This window comes from Luethyella okanaganae (genome assembly GCF_042660285.1).
In the GTDB taxonomy this organism is placed as follows: domain Bacteria; phylum Actinomycetota; class Actinomycetes; order Actinomycetales; family Microbacteriaceae; genus Luethyella; species Luethyella okanaganae.
In genome coordinates this window covers 1,360,046-1,380,442 of sequence record NZ_JBHSTP010000001.1, presented here as the reverse complement: position 1 = coordinate 1,380,442, position 20,397 = coordinate 1,360,046, and the positions used below count along the sequence as shown (strand labels likewise).

20 protein-coding genes and 1 pseudogene are annotated in these 20,397 nt (G+C 66.3%); 8 read left to right on the top strand and 13 right to left on the bottom strand.

Annotation, left to right across the window (positions count from 1 at the left end; genetic code table 11):
- Positions 1-6: 6 nt before the first annotated feature.
- A pseudogene (locus tag ACFQB0_RS06525) lies at positions 7-732 on the top strand (DDE-type integrase/transposase/recombinase); the annotation flags it as partial.
- A 323-nt stretch (positions 733-1,055) separates the two neighbouring features.
- On the opposite strand, the gene ACFQB0_RS06520 reads toward ACFQB0_RS06525, so the two are convergent.
- From ACFQB0_RS06520 to ACFQB0_RS06510, 3 genes are all read right to left on the bottom strand, one after another.
- Complete coding sequence (locus ACFQB0_RS06520) at positions 1,056-2,744, bottom strand: Eco57I restriction-modification methylase domain-containing protein (RefSeq protein WP_386729006.1); 1,689 nt, start codon at positions 2,742-2,744, stop codon at positions 1,056-1,058.
- Positions 2,745-2,884: 140 nt separating this feature from the next.
- On the bottom strand, positions 2,885-3,295 hold the full coding sequence (locus ACFQB0_RS06515; RefSeq protein ID WP_386729004.1) for a DUF6527 family protein: 411 nt from the start codon (positions 3,293-3,295) through the stop codon (positions 2,885-2,887).
- On the bottom strand, positions 3,292-3,537 hold the full coding sequence (locus tag ACFQB0_RS06510) for a hypothetical protein (protein ID WP_386729001.1): 246 nt from the start codon (positions 3,535-3,537) through the stop codon (positions 3,292-3,294). The genes ACFQB0_RS06515 and ACFQB0_RS06510 overlap by 4 nt, the downstream gene beginning before the upstream one ends.
- Before the next feature lie 181 nt (positions 3,538-3,718).
- On the opposite strand from ACFQB0_RS06510, the gene ACFQB0_RS06505 reads away from it, so the two are divergent.
- Complete coding sequence (locus ACFQB0_RS06505; RefSeq protein WP_386728998.1) at positions 3,719-4,345, top strand: alpha/beta fold hydrolase; 627 nt, start codon at positions 3,719-3,721, stop codon at positions 4,343-4,345.
- Positions 4,346-4,582: 237 nt separating this feature from the next.
- On the opposite strand, the gene ACFQB0_RS06500 is transcribed toward ACFQB0_RS06505, so the two are convergent.
- Positions 4,583-5,470, bottom strand: coding sequence for a CPBP family intramembrane glutamic endopeptidase (locus ACFQB0_RS06500; protein ID WP_386728996.1), 888 nt, complete (start codon positions 5,468-5,470; stop codon positions 4,583-4,585).
- A 140-nt stretch (positions 5,471-5,610) separates the two neighbouring features.
- On the opposite strand from ACFQB0_RS06500, the gene ACFQB0_RS06495 reads away from it, so the two are divergent.
- Both ACFQB0_RS06495 and ACFQB0_RS06490 read left to right on the top strand, forming a co-directional pair.
- Positions 5,611-6,804, top strand: a complete 1,194-nt coding sequence (locus ACFQB0_RS06495; RefSeq protein ID WP_386728994.1) for a sensor histidine kinase — start codon at positions 5,611-5,613, stop codon at positions 6,802-6,804.
- Positions 6,801-7,442, top strand: coding sequence for a response regulator (locus ACFQB0_RS06490; RefSeq protein ID WP_386728992.1), 642 nt, complete (start codon positions 6,801-6,803; stop codon positions 7,440-7,442). The genes ACFQB0_RS06495 and ACFQB0_RS06490 overlap by 4 nt, the downstream gene beginning before the upstream one ends.
- Positions 7,443-7,570: 128 nt before the next feature.
- Here ACFQB0_RS06490 and ACFQB0_RS06485 read toward each other — a convergent pair whose 3' ends face one another.
- Entirely contained in the window at positions 7,571-8,188 is a 618-nt protein-coding gene (locus tag ACFQB0_RS06485; protein ID WP_386728990.1) for a hypothetical protein, read from the bottom strand.
- 190 nt (positions 8,189-8,378) lie between these two features.
- On the opposite strand from ACFQB0_RS06485, the gene ACFQB0_RS06480 reads away from it, so the two are divergent.
- The gene (locus tag ACFQB0_RS06480; protein WP_386728987.1) at positions 8,379-9,275 is read left to right on the top strand and encodes a COG4705 family protein; all 897 of its coding nucleotides are present in this window, start codon (positions 8,379-8,381) and stop codon (positions 9,273-9,275) included.
- On the opposite strand, the gene ACFQB0_RS06475 is transcribed toward ACFQB0_RS06480, so the two are convergent.
- Together ACFQB0_RS06475 and ACFQB0_RS06470 are read right to left on the bottom strand one after the other, a co-directional pair.
- Entirely contained in the window at positions 9,217-10,554 is a 1,338-nt protein-coding gene (locus ACFQB0_RS06475) for a sensor histidine kinase (RefSeq protein WP_386728985.1), read from the bottom strand. The two genes, ACFQB0_RS06480 and ACFQB0_RS06475, sit on opposite strands and share 59 nt — an antisense overlap.
- A gap of 23 nt (positions 10,555-10,577) precedes the next feature.
- Entirely contained in the window at positions 10,578-11,240 is a 663-nt protein-coding gene (locus tag ACFQB0_RS06470; protein ID WP_386728982.1) for a response regulator transcription factor, read from the bottom strand.
- A 104-nt stretch (positions 11,241-11,344) separates the two neighbouring features.
- Between ACFQB0_RS06470 and ACFQB0_RS06465 the strand changes: the two genes are divergently transcribed.
- Together ACFQB0_RS06465 and ACFQB0_RS06460 are read left to right on the top strand one after the other, a co-directional pair.
- Positions 11,345-13,057 (top strand): bifunctional 3'-5' exonuclease/DNA polymerase, encoded by a 1,713-nt coding sequence (locus ACFQB0_RS06465; protein ID WP_386728979.1) that lies wholly within the window; start codon positions 11,345-11,347, stop codon positions 13,055-13,057.
- A gap of 99 nt (positions 13,058-13,156) precedes the next feature.
- Complete coding sequence (locus tag ACFQB0_RS06460) at positions 13,157-13,999, top strand: DUF1684 domain-containing protein (protein WP_386728977.1); 843 nt, start codon at positions 13,157-13,159, stop codon at positions 13,997-13,999.
- Positions 14,000-14,033: 34 nt separating this feature from the next.
- Here the strand turns inward: ACFQB0_RS06460 and ACFQB0_RS06455 are convergent, their stop codons facing one another.
- Positions 14,034-14,576, bottom strand: a complete 543-nt coding sequence (locus ACFQB0_RS06455; RefSeq protein ID WP_386728975.1) for a PadR family transcriptional regulator — start codon at positions 14,574-14,576, stop codon at positions 14,034-14,036.
- Between the two features lie 239 nt (positions 14,577-14,815).
- Here ACFQB0_RS06455 and ACFQB0_RS06450 point away from each other — a divergent pair, with 239 nt between their 5' ends.
- The gene (locus ACFQB0_RS06450) at positions 14,816-15,337 is read left to right on the top strand and encodes a DUF3145 domain-containing protein (protein ID WP_386728973.1); all 522 of its coding nucleotides are present in this window, start codon (positions 14,816-14,818) and stop codon (positions 15,335-15,337) included.
- Between the two features lie 172 nt (positions 15,338-15,509).
- Here ACFQB0_RS06450 and ACFQB0_RS06445 read toward each other — a convergent pair whose 3' ends face one another.
- The 5 genes from ACFQB0_RS06445 to ACFQB0_RS06425 form a co-directional block, all read right to left on the bottom strand.
- Positions 15,510-16,745: a beta-ketoacyl-[acyl-carrier-protein] synthase family protein gene (locus ACFQB0_RS06445; RefSeq protein WP_386728971.1), complete on the bottom strand. Its 1,236-nt coding sequence runs from the start codon at positions 16,743-16,745 to the stop codon at positions 15,510-15,512.
- A 101-nt stretch (positions 16,746-16,846) separates the two neighbouring features.
- On the bottom strand, positions 16,847-17,095 hold the full coding sequence (locus tag ACFQB0_RS06440; protein ID WP_386728969.1) for an acyl carrier protein: 249 nt from the start codon (positions 17,093-17,095) through the stop codon (positions 16,847-16,849).
- Positions 17,096-17,156: 61 nt separating this feature from the next.
- Entirely contained in the window at positions 17,157-18,161 is a 1,005-nt protein-coding gene (locus ACFQB0_RS06435) for a beta-ketoacyl-ACP synthase III (protein ID WP_386728967.1), read from the bottom strand.
- The gene (locus ACFQB0_RS06430; protein WP_386728965.1) at positions 18,158-19,111 is read right to left on the bottom strand and encodes an ACP S-malonyltransferase; all 954 of its coding nucleotides are present in this window, start codon (positions 19,109-19,111) and stop codon (positions 18,158-18,160) included. The genes ACFQB0_RS06435 and ACFQB0_RS06430 overlap by 4 nt, the downstream gene beginning before the upstream one ends.
- Positions 19,112-19,219: 108 nt before the next feature.
- Entirely contained in the window at positions 19,220-20,383 is a 1,164-nt protein-coding gene (locus ACFQB0_RS06425) for a PucR family transcriptional regulator (protein ID WP_386728964.1), read from the bottom strand.
- Between the last annotated feature and the right edge of the window lie 14 nt (positions 20,384-20,397).

Genomic DNA, 20,397 nt, shown 5'->3' with positions numbered 1-20,397 from the left:
TGAGGGATGAGCCGTGTCGAGCCTGTTGATCCGCGTGTCCGTCTTGCTATCGTCCAGTGGCCTTCCGATGCGCCTCGGGGTGCGGTGACGACGTTCTGCGCGGAGCACAACATCTCGCGGGAGAGCTTCTATGCGATCCGGAAACGCGCGCTGATTGATGGGCCGGCGGCGGCGTTGGAGCCGCGGTCGCGGCGGCCGAGGCGAAGCCTGTCGCAGGTCACGGAGGACATCGTTGAGCAGGCGGTCGGGGTTCGGGCGGTGCTGGAGCGCTCCGGCTTGGACCACGGCCCGATCAGCGTTCACGAGAAGATGCTTTCACTCGGGATGGCCGCGCCGTCGACGGCGTCGCTGTCACGGATCTTCCGTGATCAGGGAGTGGTCAGGGTGGAGCCGAGGAAGAAACCTCGGGCCTTGTATCGGCGGTTCGTCTATCCCGCGCCGAACGCGTGCTGGCAACTCGACGCGACCGAATACGTGCTCACCGGTGGTCGCAAATGTGTGATCTTCCAGCTCATCGATGACCACTCAAGGCTGGCGATCGCCTCCCACGTGGCCTGGGGCGAAACCTCCGAAGGCGCCATCGCTGTCGTTTCCAAAGGGATCGCGGCGCACGGTGTTCCGCAGCGTTTGCTTAGTGATAACGGGGCTGCGTTGAACCCGTCCCGCCGCGGAGTGCTCGGCCAGCTCGTGAGCCTCATCTCGAAGGGTCTCGCGGGTGTTGTCAGCATATCGCTGCCGGAAGTCTTCGCCGCGGCTCTGGACGAGTTCTTCGACCTTTTTCTTGCTGCGGGATGCAGCTGCATACCAGTCGCCGCGTTCTGCTTCCGACCCGTGTGTGAGGTCGGAGTCGTTGAGCCACATGACCATGGACGGCCGGACCCAGCGCTGCTCGCTTGACTCGAGCTCGTCATCCCAGACAGCACCGAGGTAGATCATGGCCGCGATGCTGGCTGCGGCTAGCGGGTTGCTGAGAACGGTGTCGAATGCTGCCCGAGGAAAGATCATCTCGAGTCGATCTGCGCAGTCTTGAACACCTACGACTGGCAGATAGATCGTCATGACGTCAAAGCTATCCGGTAGGCAGACTCGATGGCGGCATCCAACTCGGTCCCGTCGAGATCGTTCCAGGCTCGCAGCACATCGTGGTCCGGCAGAGGGAGGGCTTCGAGCTCATAGGCGCTCACGGCGACGGAGCCAGAGATGCACCGCATCAGTCGGTCAAAGGTCGGCGACGCAAGGACGCGTGCGAGCGTCGAAAGCGTGAGACTCGGCGCCGCTGTGTTGGGGCGTAGCACGTTGATGTGGTTCTCGATGACGACATAGCCGCCATTTGCCGTGAGCTCCGACTCGTTGAGTGTCGCGACGATCAATCGCCGCTCCTGCTCAGGGGCGGTAGTGCGCTGCACAAGAACAGCAGGCGTGCGGAGAAGCATCACGGATTCGTCGTTCTTGGCCGACAGCGTTAGATAGCGGAGCGAGTCGCGCGCCCGAGCTCGGTGGATCTCTCCGTCTTGCATGTCGACCGCCCAAATGACGCGCGCGCGGTTCTTAGCTTTCCGAGCAAAAAGGTCGTCGCGGCGTCGGTTCCAGACGAGTGGTCCAGTGGAGGCCTGCCATCCGCAGTCCCTCAGCGTCAGCGGCAGGGACGACGCCGCAGCTGCCGTAGCGGCGTCGCGCGATTCTCGTGGGAGAAGCCACGGTTCGCTCGTACGCGGCGACGGCACCTTGACGACATCGGTCACATGCCCGTTGATCCGAGTGATGGTGGTCCGGCGTGCACGCTTGGGGGTGAACACAGCGAGGCAAGTCTCTTGTAGGACACCGCCGAACACGCCGTCGCGGTCATGGACGAACATCATGCTGCGCAGCGGGGCCTTCTCGCTGAGTCGCTCGCGGAGCCGATGGAAGTACAGCCCGGCCGAGAATGACGTAGGCACAAGCGCACCGATCGCGCCGTCAGGTGCAGTCCTGTCCAACGCCGATGCCATGAATAGGCCGTACAGATTCGCATGGCCGAAGAGCGTGTCGGCAAACTGAGCTCGGCGCTCGGGAGTGAGCGTTTGGCGCCCATACGGGGGATTCATGATCCACGAGTGGGCGGGAGAGAGATCCGGATCCAGCCCGTCTCCCACCCGCACCAGCTCGGGCAGCGGACGGCGGCGAGCGGACGGAATGCGTGCCCAGGTCGGCAGCATCTCAGCCGCAAGTACAACATTCGCGAGGTAGACCGCCCACGGATCGTTGTCGATACCCTCGATCAAGTTGGGTAGCGAGCTGAGTACCAGTGATGGGTCCACATTGGCGCTCGCGCGGAGGTGCTCCCGGAGGGGCGCTATCAAAAGCGCGCCGCCGCCGACAGCCGGGTCGCGAAGGAGCCCAGGGAGCCGGTGGTCATCGACACCGAACCCCATCGCTGCTCGCGTCATCTTCCAGAGATGCTCCGCGAGATCCCTCGGCGTGTAGTGACGGCCATGCTGAGCGCGCTCGTGAAGATCGAGCGAGCCGACGTAGGCTGTTCCGAGCGCCCAGGGATCGGTCGTGGATGGGGTGTGGTCCGAGGTCGACAGTTGTGCCGGGGGCCTCGCTTCCAGGTCAGCCAGCAAGTCGCCAGCAACCGCTTCGAGGCCGGCCTGAGCCACCTTGGTTTGCCACCAGGAGGCCAGCCCGACGGCCGCCTCCGCGTAGCCCGAATTGCCGCTTTGGGGTGCACCGTCCGGGGCTGCGGAGGCGGCGGCAGGGGTCATGTTGTCCACGATAGTCAGCCCGTCCGACGTTGTGTAACTGCCCCGCCGTTTGGCGCTTTGGCTGGGGCCGAGAACTGCGCGTGCCCTCTGATTCGGCTACTCGACCTCTGCCCTCTCCCAGACAGCGGGCAGGTGCGGGTCTACTTCGTGAGGGCGTGCACCCAGGCGCGAAGTCGCGACCATGCAGCGCTGAGCGCGTTCGGAGCGCTCTCTGGCTGCGTAACAACGGCGTCGCGGTCATCGCGCACGCCCTGAGCCGCTCGCTCGTCCGACCACTCACCTGCCCAGACGACGCGGTTGCGCCGGATGAAGTAGTGCGACTTGCACGGGAGCTCCCAGTTGCCAATCGACGGGCTGAGCGAGATCGTCTCGCCGTCGAACGTCAGCGTCCATTGCCCTGGGTGAAGCGGCGTTGAGACTCGCTCGCCACACCCGTCGCAATAGAGATGCATGACCGCGCCGAACTCTGGTGCCATATACACGACGCCATCCTCGAGCTGCTCGGGGATGTAGTCGACGAACTCGAAGGTGACGGAGTTCCGGCGGGTCATTCGGGCTGGTCCTCGTTCAGCAAGTGGTTGCCGTCGATCGTGTACGCCGAGTAGTGCTCCTGCTCGAGGTCAGCGTAGAAGCCAAACAGCTTCTTGGTCCGACCACCATCGGCTGCGAGAAACACGAAGTCCATAGACAGGAGCTCTTCGCATGTGGTCTCGTCGATGTGGTACGGATGCGGCTGCACTCCGCGCCGCATGGCCGCGTAGCGCTCGACGAAGTAGTCGACCTTGAACGGCATCGCGGCGAACTCTTCCTTGCGCGCCGCACCGGGTGCACGGAAGGCGTTGTGCTGCAGAAAGCGATCGCCGTCGTAGAGGGATCGAGCGCCGGGGCGACGCCGATCCCGGTCACTCTTTCCGGGCTCGGCACTGCGCCCGATCCCGCAGTCATGACGACCGGAAGACGGCCTCGCGCGGCGCGTGCTCGCTCAGCTGACGGACAGGGGCGTCACGCGGTTCGCGATCGTGGGCCACGACTGGGGAGGGACCGTCGGATACCTGATCGCCGCGCTCGCCCCCGCATCGGTGAGCGCCGTCGTGGTGGTGGAGGAGATCCTCCCCGGCATCGACGTCGACATCACCGAACCCGGTCATGACCATTACCCCGCATGGCACGGCCCGTTCAACCGCGCACCGGGGCTCGCCGAAGCTCTTGTCCCCGGGCGAGAGCCGGCCTATTACGGCACCTTCCTGCGGCAGAGCGCTGGACCAGCTGGACTGGATGCCGCGACCGAGCAGTCCTATCTTGCCGCCTATGACACCCCGGGCTTCCTGGAGGCGGGGTTGGCTTACTACCGCACCCGCGATGCCGACATTGGTGATGTCCGTCTGTTCGCCTCGAACCCTATCGTTACACCGGTGCTCGCGATCGGCGGACGCTGCGCTATGGCACCGCCGTCTCGAACGGGCTGCTCACCCTCGCCAGCGATGTCACCGGCGTTGTGCTCGAACGGTCCGCTCACTATCCCCCGAGCAGGAGCCCGACGAGTTCAACAGCGCGGTCGTGCGGTTTCTGAATCGACACCACTGACCACAAGCCCGCACTGACTGACCATGCCCGCACAGACGCTCGAACGGTCGTATTCCCGCGATTCCACGAGCGGGAGCCCGGACCCGTCGGGTGCCTCCTGCGAGACCGGGTCGGGGCGAGTCTGGCGGGCGCTCCACACGGTCGGATGCTTCCCGACGCCGGTGAATCGGTGTCCAGACGCAGCCCGCCAGAGAGACCTGCCGAGATGACGAGGATCGTCGCCGCGCCGCCGGTGTCGATCGCGGGTGTTGCGCTCACGGCTTGAGGATGACCCGATGGTGTCGGAGTGCCGAGATTATGAGCGCAGCGCCTACGGCGGTGTGGAGAGCGCCGATCACGACCCAGGAGAGTGCCGCGTCGACCTCTGGGAGGAGAACTGTTGCGGCGGTGTTGCCGAGGTGGAGGCCGCCATGCACGCCCACTGCTGACCAGAGTGATCCGGTCCACAGCAGCATGCCGACGGCGAGCAGTGAGAACCCGAATGGCGGTGCGAGGTAGAGCAGCCGCTCGGCGAGCGTCTCTTGGCCGCCGTTTGAGGCGAGATGGACGACGGTGAACGAGAGCGTCGTCACGGTGATCGCCAGGATCGGTCGGGCCCGAAGCGTCGAGAGTAGCCAGCCGCGGAACAACAGTTCCTCGGGGATCGCCTGGAGCAGAAACGACTGGGAGACGAGCGCGATAAGGCTGAAGGCGATGGGTGCCGAGGAGCCGTGGTTGGCGGTGCCTGCGACGGGTCCCGTCGAGGGCAGCATCGCGACCGCGGCGATGACGAGTCCGCCTGCGACGATGATCGCGAGCAGCAGCCACCCGGCTGAGCTTGCGGTCCACCGCCAGCCCGCATCGCGGATGCCGCGGCGCTCGACGAGTCGCATCCAGGCCCAGCCGGCGAGCACGACGATCGCGGGCATGCACGCCTGCATGAGTACGAACACTGTGAGCGAGGTGGGTGTTGCCTCTGACAGCAGGTTTCCTGGCACGAGCGCGAGCAGTGCGGAGAGACCAACGACGACGAGGTTTGCCCCGAGCAGAATCACGATTGCGACCACGATGCGCACGGTGATGCCGAGTGGGCCGAGTCCGAGCCTTGGGCCGGTGGACAGGGTCTCGGGGTGGGTTTCCGGTTGCGTGTCGACGGTGTCCATACGCGGTACGTTACGGTGCCTTCTCGGTGTGGCGCCGCCTGCCGGGGTCACTGGCTGCCATGACCCACGTCATGCGAGGACGGCAGCGGACATGACCTGGGTCATGTCTGTGCGCCCCCAGGATCCCTACACTGGGGGCTATGCCTCCGCCTTCTTCCCGCCGTACGGCGCTCCTGGACTGGGCCGCGGGGATCGGGCTCGCTGGCCCGGCGTTCGTCATGCTGCAGTCTGCCGACGTGCGGCCTGTGTGGATCACATGGATACTGCTGAGCGTGATCGTGGCATCCGTCGCCGTGTGGATCATATGGCGGCGTGTGCCGCGGCTCGAGCGTGTAACGGCTGTTGCGTTCGCGCTGTGCGCGGTCGGTAGCCTGGTCGTTAGCGACGGGCCGCTGGCGTTCGGTACCGTCTGGGTGGCGTGTCTCGTGCTCGCACGAACCTTCAACGGTCTTGTGGCGCTCTACTACACGACAGTGCTGTGTCTCATGGTCATCGTGCTGCACGCCGTGACCGGCAGCTCATGGGAGACGATCACGATCGAGACCGTCAGCACCGCGGTGCTTGCAGGCTTTGGGGCCGCCTTCGCGCTCGTGCTCCACGATGGCGAGCGCGTCGAACGTGAACGCGAGCGCCTGAGCGCTGAGCGCGAGGCGACGCTCGCGAGCCTCGCGCACGCGAATATGGAACTGCAGCGCAGGCAAGGCTCCGAGCAGGATCTCGCGCTCGCTCAGGAGCGCGAGCGGGCAGCTCGCGAGCTTCACGACGGACTCGGGCACCGGCTTACCGCCGTCGGGCTCTCGCTCGAGTTCGCCGGACGCGTGCGCGATCGCGACCCCGAGCGCGCATGGCTGGAGCTCGCCCGTGCGCGCACGATCGTGAGCGACGCGCTCGACAACATGCGCAGACTCGTGCGCGCGATGCATCCCGTCGAGCTCGGCGCCATGCGCGGCACCGACGCGTTTGCCGCGATCGCCGATGCCTTCCGTTCGACCGGGCTCGACATCCGGGTGACGGTCGACGGGGCCAGGGAGCTCTCGCGCGAGCATTCGCTGCTGCTCGTGCGGTTCGTGCAAGAGGGGCTCACGAACGTCGTCAGGCACGCTGACGCGAGTCACGTCGAGCTCCACGTACGCGCACACCCTACGGGGGTCGAAGCGTCGATCGAGGATCTGGGCATACGACCCGCCCCGCCCGGCGGCGAGGGATTCGGTCTGCGCTCCCTACGCGCGCGTGCCGAGACCCTCGGCGGCTCGCTCGATGCACGCCCCACGCCGCACGGCTTCCTGATGCGGATCTCGCTGCCCAGTGAATCGGGAGCGCTGATCATGGCGTGAGTGTCGTACGTGTGCTCATCGTCGACGACCAAGAGCTGCTGCGCCGCGGACTGCGCATGCTGCTGGAGACGGAGGAAGGAATTGAGATCGTCGGCGAGGCAGAGCATGGCATGCGCGCGCTTGCGATGATTCCCGACGTGGCACCCGATGTCGTGCTCGCCGATGCCAGAATGCCAGTGCTCGACGGTTTGGCGTTGGTCGAACGCTGCGCGAGAAGCCACCCCGGCCTGCCCGTGCTCGTACTCACGACCTTCGATGACGCCATACTCGTCCGCTCCATGCTCGACGCGGGTGCGGCGGGATTCCTGCTCAAGGATGTGTCGACCGATGCGCTTGGCGAGGCGATCAGGCAGGTCATGCGCGGCGGCCTCGTCATCGACCCTCGCGTTGCCCGAGCGGCAGTGCAGCCCCCAGCACCCGAACCCGCACTGCCGCAACTCTCCACAGCGGAACGCGCCGTCGCAGAACTCGTTGCGCTCGGACTGCCGAACGTGGAGATCGCCGAACGCCTCGTCCTCGCGCACGGCACCGTCAAGAACACCGTATCGGTGCTGCTCCGCAAGCTCGAAGCACGCGATCGAACCACGCTTGCACTCCGGCTCGCGCGCGAACTCGACCCGGGGCAGCCAGCTGGCTGACTCGGCCGATCCACGGGTCGCGGCTCGGGTGACGGCTGGTCTCGCGCGGTTCGCACGTGAAAGCGAGCGTGTGCCTGGTGCCAGAGCCGACGCACCCACATTCGTCCCGGCGACAACCTGCTGTGGCCCTAGCTGCTCGGTGAGACGACGCTGGGGTCGACGACCTCCGCGACCAGCGGGCGGTCCGGGGTTGCCTCGCCGAGGAGCCATACGTGTGCTTCGGCGCCGACACTCGGCACCTGCGTCTGAAGGATGTACCTCGGCGATTCGCGAGGCGGGCGCCACTTCGCCACGAGTCGCGATGCGTCTGCGAGGCCGAGAGTGAGGATGAACGAGTTGACCGTGCCGTCCTCGGCCACCCGCACGTCCCGACTCATGACGTGACCGTGGATCAGCCTGGCTTCGGCACGGGCCACGGCCCATTGCTCCTGCATCCGGATCTCCTCATCGGCCTCGCGTATCGCAGCGAAGTAGGCCACCCACAGCGCAACGGGCAGACCGATCAGCATCAGCGAGAAGAGGAGATCGAACCACCAGCCGGGTGTCTCTTCCGTCCATAGGATGTACAGGGACCCGGCGAAGAGTGCGGTTCCGACCGTGAGCACCAGTGCCATCAGCACGCGACCGATGGAGCCCATGCGCCGCTCGAAGCGCAGCGTCTCCGGTGGTGTCGGCGGGAAGCCGAATGTCGACAACAGGTGCACCACGTGCCCGGTGCCCGGTTCGCCCGGTGATACCTTCGCCATGGTCCGATCCTATGTGTCGCCAGCCCGGGTCCTGGCGGGTGGATCGACCGCACGCGATGGCTCGTGCTCGGGATCGGGGGAAGGCGCCTCCGCCAGCTCCGGTGGACGAGCCGCGTCGCAGTGTTCCCGTCGATACGGTCTCGATCACGTAGTCATGTGGCGTGCAGCTTCAACGGGGCAGGCTCGGGGCATGACTATTCCGCACGAGAACACACGTCCGGCTCCCACCTCGGCACCGATGCAGCCGTCAGAATCGGAGCGTCGAACCGCACGCGCAGACGTGACGGCGCGCATGCTGAACAAGGTTCCTCAGGTCACCATCTTCTTCTGGATCGTCAAGATCCTCTCGACCACGGTCGGCGAGACAGGGGCCGACCTGCTCTCGTCGAGTCTTCACTGGGGGCTGACGATCACCACCTGGGTGATGACGGGCATTCTGCTGGTAGCGCTCGTCATCCAGTTCCGCACACGACGATATGTGCCGTCCGCCTACTGGTTCACCGTGGTGCTGGTGAGCATCGTCGGCACCCTCTTCACCGACAACCTCGTCGATCACCTGGGCGTCCCCCTGCTCACCGCGACGATCCTGTTCGCCGTGGCGCTCGGAGCGACGTTCATCGCCTGGTTCGCGGCAGAGCGCACACTGTCGATCCATACGATCGTGACCACGCGGCGCGAGACGTTCTACTGGCTTGCGATCCTGTTCACCTTCGCGCTCGGCACGGCTGCCGGCGATTTTCTGGCCGAAGGTCTCGATCTCGGATACTCTGTAGCCGGTCTCGTGTTCGCGGGGATGATCGTGCTCGTCGCGATCGCGCACTACGTGTTCAGGATGAACGGCGTCGTCTCATTCTGGCTCGCCTACATCCTCACCCGACCGTTGGGCGCGTCACTGGGCGACTACCTGTCGCAGTCGCAGCGCAATGGCGGTCTCGGCCTTGGGACCATCGGAACCAGCGCGGTGTTTCTCACCGTCATCGTCGTCGTCGTGGCATCCTTCACGGTCATCGAGCGACGAGCGCATGCCGTCAGGAAGACGTCGCGGCCGGTAGCTCTCCGCGACGGCGCGTCGCTCGCGGAAGGATGATCACGAACGCCGTCTCATCGGCCTCGGCGATCAGCTCGACGTCGCCACCCGCCGCCCGCGCGAGGCGGCGGGCCAATGAGAGTCCAAGACCGGCTCCGGGGCTTCCGGGATCGCGATATCCGGGCGCGAAGAGCTGAGCAGGGTCGACGGAGATCCCCGCGCCGTCATCGACGATCCGGACCTCGATATTCTCGCCGTTCGGCCGGGCCGTCACGTCGATCCGCGAGGTCGCGTAGCGCAGCGCGTTCTCGAGGACGGGTGAGAGCGCGCGAATCGCCACGTTCTCAGGCACGGCGAAGAACAGTGTGCCGCCCGGATCGAAGACGAGTTCGCATCGCCGATTCAGATTCATCGGAAGGGCAGACAGTTGTTCGAAGACCCGTTCAACGGCGACCGCGTCCTCCTGGAGGAAGGATCCGCGCGCGAGCGATAGCAGAGTAGTGATCGAGTCTGACATCTGCTCGGCGGATACTGCGATCCGCTCGAATCGCTTGTGACCCTGTGCACCCATCCGTTTGTCGGCTCCCGCGAGTTCCGCTTCAGCACGGATCACGGTAAGCGGGGTACGCAGTTCGTGTGCGAGCTCGGCGGTGAGCCGCTGCTCAGCCAGAATCGTTCGCGATACCCGTTCGAGCAGCCTGTCGAGCACCCGACCGAGTTGCGTGATCTCGTCGCCGCCGTCGCCCAGTTCGAATCGCTTGTCGAGTTCGTCTTCGCTCCACTCTTCGGCCCGCCGCGCCATCACGGCCACCGGCGCTAGCGCGCGCCCGACCGTCCACGCCGCAAGCAGACTCATCCCGAGCGACACAAGGAGTCCAAGACCGGCGCTGCCGGCGATGGCGTATCCCACTGTCGTGCGGTAAGGGACCAGGGCGACTCCGACGACGACGGTGCCGAGCCGTGTGCCGTCGAGAACGATGGGCTCGGCGCGCAGGCGCCAATCGTCGATCTCGACGACCGTCGTCTGCTCGACTGTACCGAGCGAATCGGCGGTTCCGGTCAACGGGCCGGATGTCTCGGGACCCTCCTTAAGGCTTCCGGACGAATCGTAGATCCACGCGAGTTTGTCGAGCGCGGCGTCCGGTGTCTCACGGACCAGCAGGGAGCCGCCATCGGGTTCGACCGTCGCGATGACGGCCGCGGATCGATCCCTCAACGCGCCGTCGATCTCGTCGTCGACGACTGCGTCGAGCACGATCGCCAGGAGTGCGACGAGCATCCCCATGCCGATCGTCGTGATGATGGCCGTTGCCAGGACGATGCGACGACGCACAGACATCGCGCGGAGTGTGCGACGCACCGTCACCGGAGCACGTACCCGACTCCGCGCACGGTTTCTATCACCGACGCCGACTCGAGCTGCTGGAGCTTGGCGCGCACGCGTCGCACATAGGAGTCGATGGTGTTCTCATGGACCTGCGCCCCGTGAGGCCAGGCTGTCGAGACGACATCGCGTCGTCGCACGATCGAACCAGGGTGAGCGGTGAGTGCAGCCAGCACGCGGAACTCCGTCGGGGTCAATCCGACCTCCGCGTCGCCGAGGCGGACGGAGAGTCGCTGCGGGTCGAGCCGCAGCTTCGAGCTCTGCTCAGGGAGCGGACGTCGGCGCCGCGACAAGGCATCGACTCGCACGAGCACCTCCGCCAGGGCGAAGGGTTTTGTAAGGTAGTCGTCGCCCCCGGCGTGAAAACCCGTGACGAGATCGTTCAACGCTCCCCGAGCGGTGAGGAAGAGCACCGGGGCGAATTGCCCGCCCGCGCGCAGTGCCTGGCACACGTCCCGCCCGTCGGAATCAGGCAGGCCGATGTCGAGGATGATCGCGTCGAGCCGTCGCTCTTCGCCGAAGAGCGAGATCGCCTCGACTCCGTTGTGCGCGAGCACGACCGAATGATCGTTCCGACGCAGCGCCTCGTCGAGTGCGCGACGAATGAGCGGGTCGTCTTCGCACACACCGACCAGGGCCATGGTGACCATGGTACGGATGGAGGGCCCTCTGAAGAGATCGTTCAGCAAACTACCAGCAGTCAAGCAGTAACCCGCCTGTCGGCGGCTGGCGGGAGAATAGGGGCGTGTATATCATCGTCGCTCGGTCGTCGTCGACAACCGTGACGATCACTGAATTCGGTGACGACAGCCTCTGTTTCGAGTCCGAGGGCGTCGTGACGACGATGGCGGAGGCTGATTTCGCCGCTTTCGTAGCTGAACGCGAGACCGAGGCGCCACGCTGGGTGTGGGACGACACAGCACGCTGGTACGCGAGACTTCTGGATGCCGGGGTGCGTGTGCAACGGTGCCACGACCTGCGGCTCTGCCACTCCATCCTGCGCCACTCCGAACTCACCGCAGCCACGTCCTTCGCCCGCGCGGAGCCCAGCCGTTGGGATGCGCCGATCGTCGCGGACACTGTGCCACCACGGCACTCGACCCTCTTCGATCTCTCGGGCACTGAGGAACAGGCCGTCGACGACAGTCTGGAGGAGTTCGGTAGACAACGTGCGGCCCTGGCCGAGAGCGCGGATTCGGGGCGCCTACGGCTCCTGCTCGCCGCGGAATCGGTCGGGGCGCTCACCGCCGCCGAGATGCGTCGCGCCGGTCTGCCGTGGCGCAGCGACGTGCACGACGAATTGCTTGCGGAGTTGCTCGGCCCTCGGGTTCTGCACGGAACCAGGCCCCGCCGACTCGAGGAGCTCGTCGCCCTCATCCGGGGTGCCCTCGACGATCCGCGCGTCAATCCCGATTCCCAACAGGATCTCCTGCGCTCTCTCACCCGCACGGGGCTCATGGTCGCTTCGACCAGGGCATGGGAACTGCGCGAGATCGAGCATCCTGTGATCGAGCCGCTCCTCGAATACAAGAAGCTGTCGCGACTGCTCAGCGCAAACGGCTGGGCGTGGATGGACGCCTGGATCGTCGATGGGCGTTTCCATCCCGATTACGTTCCCGGTGGGGTCGTGACGGGGCGCTGGGCGACGAGCGGTGGCGGTGCCCTGCAACTGCCTAAGCAGGTGCGGGCGGCGGTCAGGCCGGATCCCGGTTGGAAGCTCGTGGTCGCGGATGCCGCCCAGCTCGAGCCGCGGGTGCTCGCGGGAATGGCTGCGGACACTGTGATGGCTGCGGCCGGCCGCGGCACCGACCTCTATGCCGGCATCGTCGCGAGCGGCGTCGTCGAGACCCGTGACCACGCCAAGGTCGCCATGCTCGGTGCGATGTACGGCGCGACGACGGGGGAGAGCGGTCGTCTGCTGCCGCGGCTTGCGCGGGCCTATCCGAGGGCCATCCACCTCGTCGAGGCCGCGGCCCGGGCCGGTGAGCGGGGCGAGAGCGTCAGCACACGGCTCGGACGGTCGTCGCCGCGACCGGGCGGGCGCTGGCAGGAGGTTCAGTCGCGCGCGTCACAGCCGGGGGCGTCAGGGTCGGAAGAAGCCAAAGCCCGCAGTCAAGCGCGTGACTGGGGTCGGTTCACCCGAAACTTCGTTGTGCAGGGGAGTGCAGCGGAATGGGCTTTGTGCTGGATGGGCGAGTTGCGCAAGGCTCTGACCGCGCTGGGATCCACGGGCGGCTCTGCGGCGAACGCATCAGGGCCCGTCTTCGCGCGGGTTCCCCACCTCGTGTTCTTCTTGCACGACGAGGTGATCGTGCATACCCCGACCGAGTTCGCCGACGCCGTCGCCGAAGCGGTGGTCGAGTCGGCGAATGCGGCGGGCCGGCTTCTGTTCGGCGAGTTTCCCGTGGACTTTCCTCTCGGGGTGGCGATCGTCGACAGCTATGCTGACGCGAAGTGACCCGTTCGGAGTCCTCCCTGCGCCCGCCGCGGCGGCGCATGCGCGCAATAATCCGGAGGTCGTTCTGGTTGACTGTGAGAACCTAGGCGATTGGACACCATGAGCGACACGATTCCGACCACCGCAGCCGAGGAGCGCTACGCGGCTTTCCGTGAACGGCGCGCAGAAGCGGTGACTCGCCCGCAGGGACACCTCGCCCTCGTCAACACGCAGTGGATCACCGGCGATCCTGGCTCGGCTCAGCCGGTGTGGGGCGTCCCTGGACTGTGGTCTCCGCTTCCCGCGGGCGAATCGGGGCTCAAAGTCACGGCTGCGGCCTCCGACGGCATCCTGGTCGACGACGCGATCGTCGACGGGGACGTCATCGTCGGCGGGCATGATGCGGTGACGCCGTCGGAGCTCCGCTTCGGCGACACCGTCACGGGCTCCGTCATCGGTGGCGAGCGGGGCGACTACGCTCTGCGGATCTGGGATGCCGCCTCCGAGGCGATCCAGGACTTCGGGGGCATCGACGCCTTCCCCTACGATCCTGAGTGGGTTGTCGAGGCGCGTTTCACCCCGATCGCCAGCGGGGGAAGCGTCGACATCGCCCACCTCGGAGACGACGGGCGCACTCGTTCGAAGGCGCTCCCCGGCACCATCGAGTTCAGCCACGACGGCGCCGAGCGCTCCGTCGCAGCCTTTCAGGACGATGACTCGCTTCTGCTCGTGTTCGGAGACGCCACCAACGGAGACACCACGTACGGCGTCGGGCGGTTCCTGCGCGTGGTTCCCCGAGCGGACGGCACCGTGCTCCTCGACTTCAACCGGGCCCACATCCCGCCGTGCGGTTTCAGCTACAACTTCAATTGCCCGATCCCGCCGGCGCAGAACCGATTCGACTTCCGGATCGAGGCAGGAGAGAAGAACGTGCTCAACAGGCGGGGCGGACTCCTGCACTAGGCGGCTGTCGCGACGGCCGCGTTAGCCTGCGTTGCTACGCGGCGGGGCGACGGCCACGTTTCGGGCGCTGCGCGTCGAAGCCGTGAGCCAGCTGCGGCGGCATGGCGAGCCTCTCCTCGACGGCATCCAGCCAGCCGAGGGCGGCTGCGGCCAGTGCCGAGGCCGCCGTCGCCGCGAGGTCCGCCGTGAACTCGGCGGTTCGGGATGCCTCAAGTGCCCAGTGCTCGCGGTATTCCCTTACCACGGCGCCCGCATCGTAGGATGGCAGGCTGACCGCGATGAGTACCCGATCCAGCATCTCCGACCATTCCTCACCCGGCGAAGCGATCGTGGAGCCCAGCCACTCGGAGGCCTCGCGCTCGCCCTGTTCCGTCAGCCGGTAGAGCGGAAGGCCGTCGTCGGTGGTTCCGGCCGGTTCCACCGATCCGCCCCTGGTCAGTCGTTCCAGGGTGGCGTAGACCTGCCCGACGTTGACGGAGCGGCGCCCGAGGGTGCGGGCATCGAGTTCTCCATGGAGTTGGAACCCGTAAGCCGGCCCGATGGTGAGGATCGCCAGGATTCCGCTGCGCACCGACATCGTGATCCGCCCCCGATTCTGATCGTCGTATCACTAAATACATACCGAGAATAGAGATTTATGCGCTGTGTGCCGTCGCGACACGCCGGGAGCGGATTCATGATCACACGGTTGTAATTCGGACTCGGCGTGCGGCATAATTCACGTAACGACAGCAATGTCGACCAATTTCATAGCACGTCGTGGCATCCGGTTCGAGGTCGTTGGGGAAGACGCACCTCACACGAACGGAGAAAACCATGACGGAACCGACAGCCCGTCAGGCACCGACTGCACGGGGAGTCATTTATGTCCACTCGTCGCCGAAGGCCTTATGCCCTCATGTCGAGTGGGCGGCAGGGCGTGCCCTCGGCCATGCTGTGAATTTCAGCTGGGCCGATCAGCCTGTGCTCAAGGGTGCACAACGCACCGAGTTCTACTGGGAAGGCGAACGCGGCACAGGAGCGCGTATCGCCTCGGCTCTGCGTGGCTGGGAGCATCTGCGTTACGAGGTGACCGAGGACGCCGGGCTCGGCACCGACGGCGGCCGGTGGCTGCATACCCCCGATCTCGGCATCTTCTATGCCCAGACCGACACCGCGGGCAACGTCGTGATTCCCGAGGATCGCATCCGCTACGCGATGGAGGTCGGTGGCGCCAGCGCTATCGAGCTCCATCGCGAGCTTCGTCTCGCGCTCGGACAGGCTTGGGACGACGAACTCGAGGCGTTCCGCCACGCGAGCGACTTCTCATCCGTCGTCTGGCTGCACAAGGTCGGCTGAGACGGGAGGAGAACGGGGAGCCTCGGTTCAGGAAGAGTGGCGTGATGCGCGTGAGTTGGTGATTTCCCGGCGGCGCGTAAACGAAACATCCTGAACCGTCCACAGGAAAAGACCCCGACCGGTGGCTTACCGGTCGGGGTCCTTCTGCGTTCTGCCTCTGCCTGGCCGAGGCTCAGACGTTGCGAAATGCGACGACAGCGTTGTGCCCGCCGAAGCCGAAGGAGTTGCTGATCGCGAGCAGATCGCCCGCTCCGAGCGAGCGCGGCGACCGCACGACATCGAGGGGAATCTCGGGGTCCTGATCGACGAGGTTGATCGTCGGGGGAGCGACCCTCTCAAAGAGCGCCTTGACCGTGAACATCGCCTCGATCGCCCCGGCGCCACCGAGGAGGTGACCTGTTGAGCCCTTCGTCGCCGAGACGGGGATGCCTTCGAGCAGGTCGCCGAAGACGCGACGGAGCGCGTTGTACTCTGCGATGTCACCGACCGGGGTGCTCGTGGCGTGAGCGTTGATGTGGGCGACGTCGGCGAGTGCGGCGTCGGCGCCGCGAACGGCGGCGATCATAGCGCGCGCAGCGGCAGTACCTTCCGGGTCCGGTGCGGTGATGTGGTAGGCGTCGCTTGTGACCGAGCCGCCAAGAAGTTCGGCGTAGATGCGCGCCCCACGGGCCTTGGCGTGCGCCTCTGTCTCGACGACGAGCGCAGCAGCACCCTCGCCGAGCACGAAGCCGTCGCGGGAGACATCATAGGGGCGGCTCGCCGTCGCTGGGTCGTCGTTGCGTTTGGAGAGCGCCTGCATAGCCGCGAAGGAGGCGATGGGGAGCGGGTGGATGGCGGCCTCAGAGCCTCCGGCGATTACGACATCCGCGAGCCCCTGCCGGAGGTGGTCGTAGGCGTTGACGAGGGCCTCCGTGCTCGACGCGCAGGCCGAGACGATCGTGCGGATGCCGGCACGAGCGTGAAGGTCCATGCCGATGGCCGCTCCTGGGCCGTTCGGCATGAGCATGGGAACGGTCATCGGCAGGACACGTCGTGGCCCGCGTTCGCGCAGGGTGTCCCAGGCGTCGAGCAGGGTCCATACACCTCCGATCCCGGTCGACCAGTCCACGGCGAGGCGCTCGGGCTCCACCTCGGGGGATCCTGCATCCGCCCAGGCCTCACGACCGGCGATGAGCGCGAACTGGCTAGAGGGGTCGAAGCGCTTGGTCTCATGGCGTGGCAGCACGTCGGTCGGCTTGACCCTGGCCTGTGCGGCGAAGGTGACGGGTAGCTGGGTCTCCTCGACCCACGGGTAGTCGAGGGTGCTGGAACCGGACTCGCCTGCGAGCAACGCGGACCAGCTGTCCGCGGCGGTTCCGCCGAGCGGCGATGTCGCGCCGATCCCGGTGATAACGATTTTCTTGGTCATAACGGCAAACTCTCCGAGGAACGAGGGGATAGGCAGACGCGCCCGATCAAGCGGGCCGGTCGGCGGCGAAAGGCAGGCCGGCCCGCTTGTCCCGGTACTACCTAGCCCTGGGCCTTGACGATGAACTCGACGGCGTCGCCGACGGTCTTGAGGTTCTTGACCTCTTCATCGGGAATCTTGACGTCGAACTTCTCCTCGGCGTTGACGACGATGGTCATCATCGAGATGGAGTCGATGTCGAGGTCGTCAGTGAACGACTTGTCCAGCTCAACCGTGTCGGTTGCAATGCCGGTCTCGTCGTTGATGAGTTCGGCCAGGCCGGCAAGAACTTCTTCGGTGGACAATGCCATTGTTATCTCCTTGGGGTATTTCGTTTGACCGTCACTTAGTTTAGGGGGACGGCAGGATTTCTCAGGGAAGTACGACCACCTGGGCTCCGAAAACCAGCCCGGCGCCGAAGCCGATCTGCAGCGCGAGTCCGCCGCTCAACCCGGGGTTCTCTTCGAGCAGACGATGGGTGGCCAGCGGGATGGATGCGGCGGAGGTGTTGCCGGTCGTGGCGATGTCGCGCGCGATGGCGACGGACTCGGGCAACTTGAGCTGCTTGGCGAACTCGTCGATGATGCGCATATTGGCTTGGTGCGGAATGAACGCGGCGAGATCCTCCGGGGTGATGCCCGCAGCGTCCAGAGCCTCTTTGGCGACCTTTGCCATGTCCCAGACGGCCCAGCGGAACACCGTCTGGCCCTCCTGGCGGAGCGTCGGCCAGGGCGCCTCACCGCGACTGTATTCGATGAGCGTCGCGTTCATGCCGACGGCGTCGGCCTTCGAGCCGTCCGATCCCCACACGGTGCGCGAGATGCCTGGAAAATCGCTCGGGCCGATGATGACGGCTCCGGCACCGTCGCCGAGCAGGAAGGAGATGCTGCGGTCGGTGGGATCGACGATGTCCGAGAGCTTCTCGGCGCCGACTACGAGGGCGTAGTGTGCGACGCCGGTGCGGATGAGGGCGTCAGCCTGTGCGATCGCGTAGGCATAGCCCGCGCAGGCGGCGTTCATGTCGTAGGCGGCGGCCGGATTGGCCCCGACCCGGTCGGCGACGACCGCAGCCATCGACGGCGTCTGCTGCGAGTTGCTGATGGTGGCGATGATGACGGCGTCGATGAGCTCCGGGACTATCCCCGAACGTGCGATGGCCTCGCGGGCGGCGGCCGTCGCCAGGTCGACAGCGAGCACGTCCCGGCCTGCGCGCGTTCGGGTCACGATGCCGGTGCGCTGTTGAATCCATTCGTCGGAGGAGTCGATCGGTCCGATGAGATCCTCGTTCGGCACGGCGTTCTCGCCGCGTGCAGCACCGACCGCGTAGATGCGGGTGTATGCCGGGCCGTGCGACTGCTGCAGGGTTGGGCGTGTCATTCTGAGCTTCCTGTCGTGGGGGGCGCGGCCTCGGCCTGCTGATCGATGAGTTCGAGGGCTGCCGGAAGATCGTCCGGGGTCTTGATCGCGACTGCTGGAACGCCTGAGAGTCCCCGTTTTGCGAGACCGACGAGCGCGCCGGCAGGCGCGACCTCGATGATGCCGGTCACTCCGCCATCCGCGAAGGACCTCATGCAGAGGTCCCAGCGCACGGGCGACGACACCTGGCCGACGAGGAGGTCGACGAAACGCTCTCCGGATGCCACGATCCCTCCGTCGTGGTTGGTCCAGATCGGCAGGGTCGGATCGGTGGGGGAGAGCCCGGAGGCCACGGCGGCGAGACGATCGACGGCCGGCTTCATATAGCGGGTATGGAATGCACCGGCGACCTGCAGGGGAAGCACCCGGGCGCCAGCCGGTGGTTCGTCTTTCAGGGCGGCGAGAGCGTCGAGCGCCCCCGCGACGACGAGCTGCCCGCCGCCGTTGTAGTTGGCCGGTTCGAGTCCGAGTTCGTCGAGGCGAGCGAGCAGCTCGGCCTCCCCGCCGCCGAGCACTGCGCTCATTCCTGTCGACTCGTGGGCGGCGGCCTGCGCCATCGCCGCCCCGCGTTCGCGGACGAAGTGGATGGCGTCGTCGTCACTCAGAATGCCCGCGCCGGCTGCGGCGGTGATCTCGCCGACGGAGTGGCCGGCGATGCCGCCGATGCGTTCACGGCGACCGCCGGCGAGGAGTGCCCGGAGGGTGAGGAGTCCTGCCGCGACGATGAGCGGTTGAGCCACAGTGGTGTCGCGGATGGTGTCGGCATCGCTCGTGGTGCCGTGGGCGACGAGATCGATGCCGGCGGCATCCGAGAGGGAACGCAGACCTTCGGCGAAGTCCGGCTCTGCGAGCCACGGCTCGAGAAAACCGGGAGTTTGGGAGCCCTGACCGGGGCAGACGACGACGATCACTTCTCTAGTTTGCCAATCTCGTTTGTGGTCGGCGTGTGGATGCGCGACAAGGTATTAGCGATTCGCTTGTCGTTGAAAGATAGTCCAAGCGCATAGCCATAGTGGAATCTATCGTTTTCGGGGAAGACCGTCGTGGTCGCTGATGGAGCCGATGATGAGCGCTGCCTGCAGGATGAGCGCTTCGCGTGCTCCCGTCGCATCCCAACCGATGACCTCCGAGACTCGCTTGAGCCGGTAACGCACCGTGTTGGGGTGCACGAAGAGCTCGCGGGCCGTCGCCTCGAGGGAACGGCCGTTGTCGAGGTAGCACCAGAGGGTCGCGAGCAGCTCGGTCGAGTGCGCCTGCAGCGGCCGGTAGATGCGATGGATGAGGGTCGCCCTCGCGAGCGGATCGCCTGCGAACGCGCGCTCGGGAAGGAGATCGTCTGCCTGGACGGGTCGCGGAGCATGCCGCCAGGAGCGGGCGACGGCGAAGCCGGCGAGGGCGGCCTTGGCGCTTTTGGACGCGTCGACGAGATTCGGCACCTCGTGGCCGAGCACGAGGTAGCCGGGGCCGAAGCTCGGTTCGAGCTGTCCGGCGATCTCCATGAAACTCAATGCGCGAGCCGTTCCGGTGGCCTCCTCGTCTCCGCTGGGGGTGGGATGCGAGCGCCCGATCACGAGCACGAGACGATTTCCCTGCACCCCGATGAGCACATCGGCGGACATGTGCCGTGCCGAGCGTCGGAGCTGGTCGACGTCGAGCATCTTCGGGGTCGTCCCGACGAGCACGGCGACCTCGCCGTGGCCGTGCCAGCCGAGCGCCGCGATCCGGCTCGGCAGCTCGTCGTCGTACTCGCCGCTGAGAATCGAGTCGACGACGAGGGCCTCGAGTCTGGCGTCCCACAGGCCGCGCGCCTCTGCGGCCCTCGCATACACGTCGGCTGCGGCGAAGGCGATCTCGCGCGAGTAGAGCAGGATCGCCTCCCTCAGCGGCTCGCTGCCGTTCTTGACCCTTTCCTCGACGACCTCCACGACGACCCGGATGAGTTGCAGGGTCTGTTGCAGGCTCACCGAGCGCAGCAACTCGCGTGGGGCGGCGCCGAAGACATCGGCGGCGATCCACGGTGTGGACTTGGGGTCGTCGAACCACGAGATGAAGGAGGTGATACCCGCCTGCGCGACGAGGCCGACCGCGGACCGCCGTCCCGGCGGCATGTCCCCGTACCAGGGCAGGGTGTCCTCGAGTCGTTTGAGCGTGGCCGTCGAGAGCTCACCCGAGATGGTGCGCAACCAGACGAGCGTTT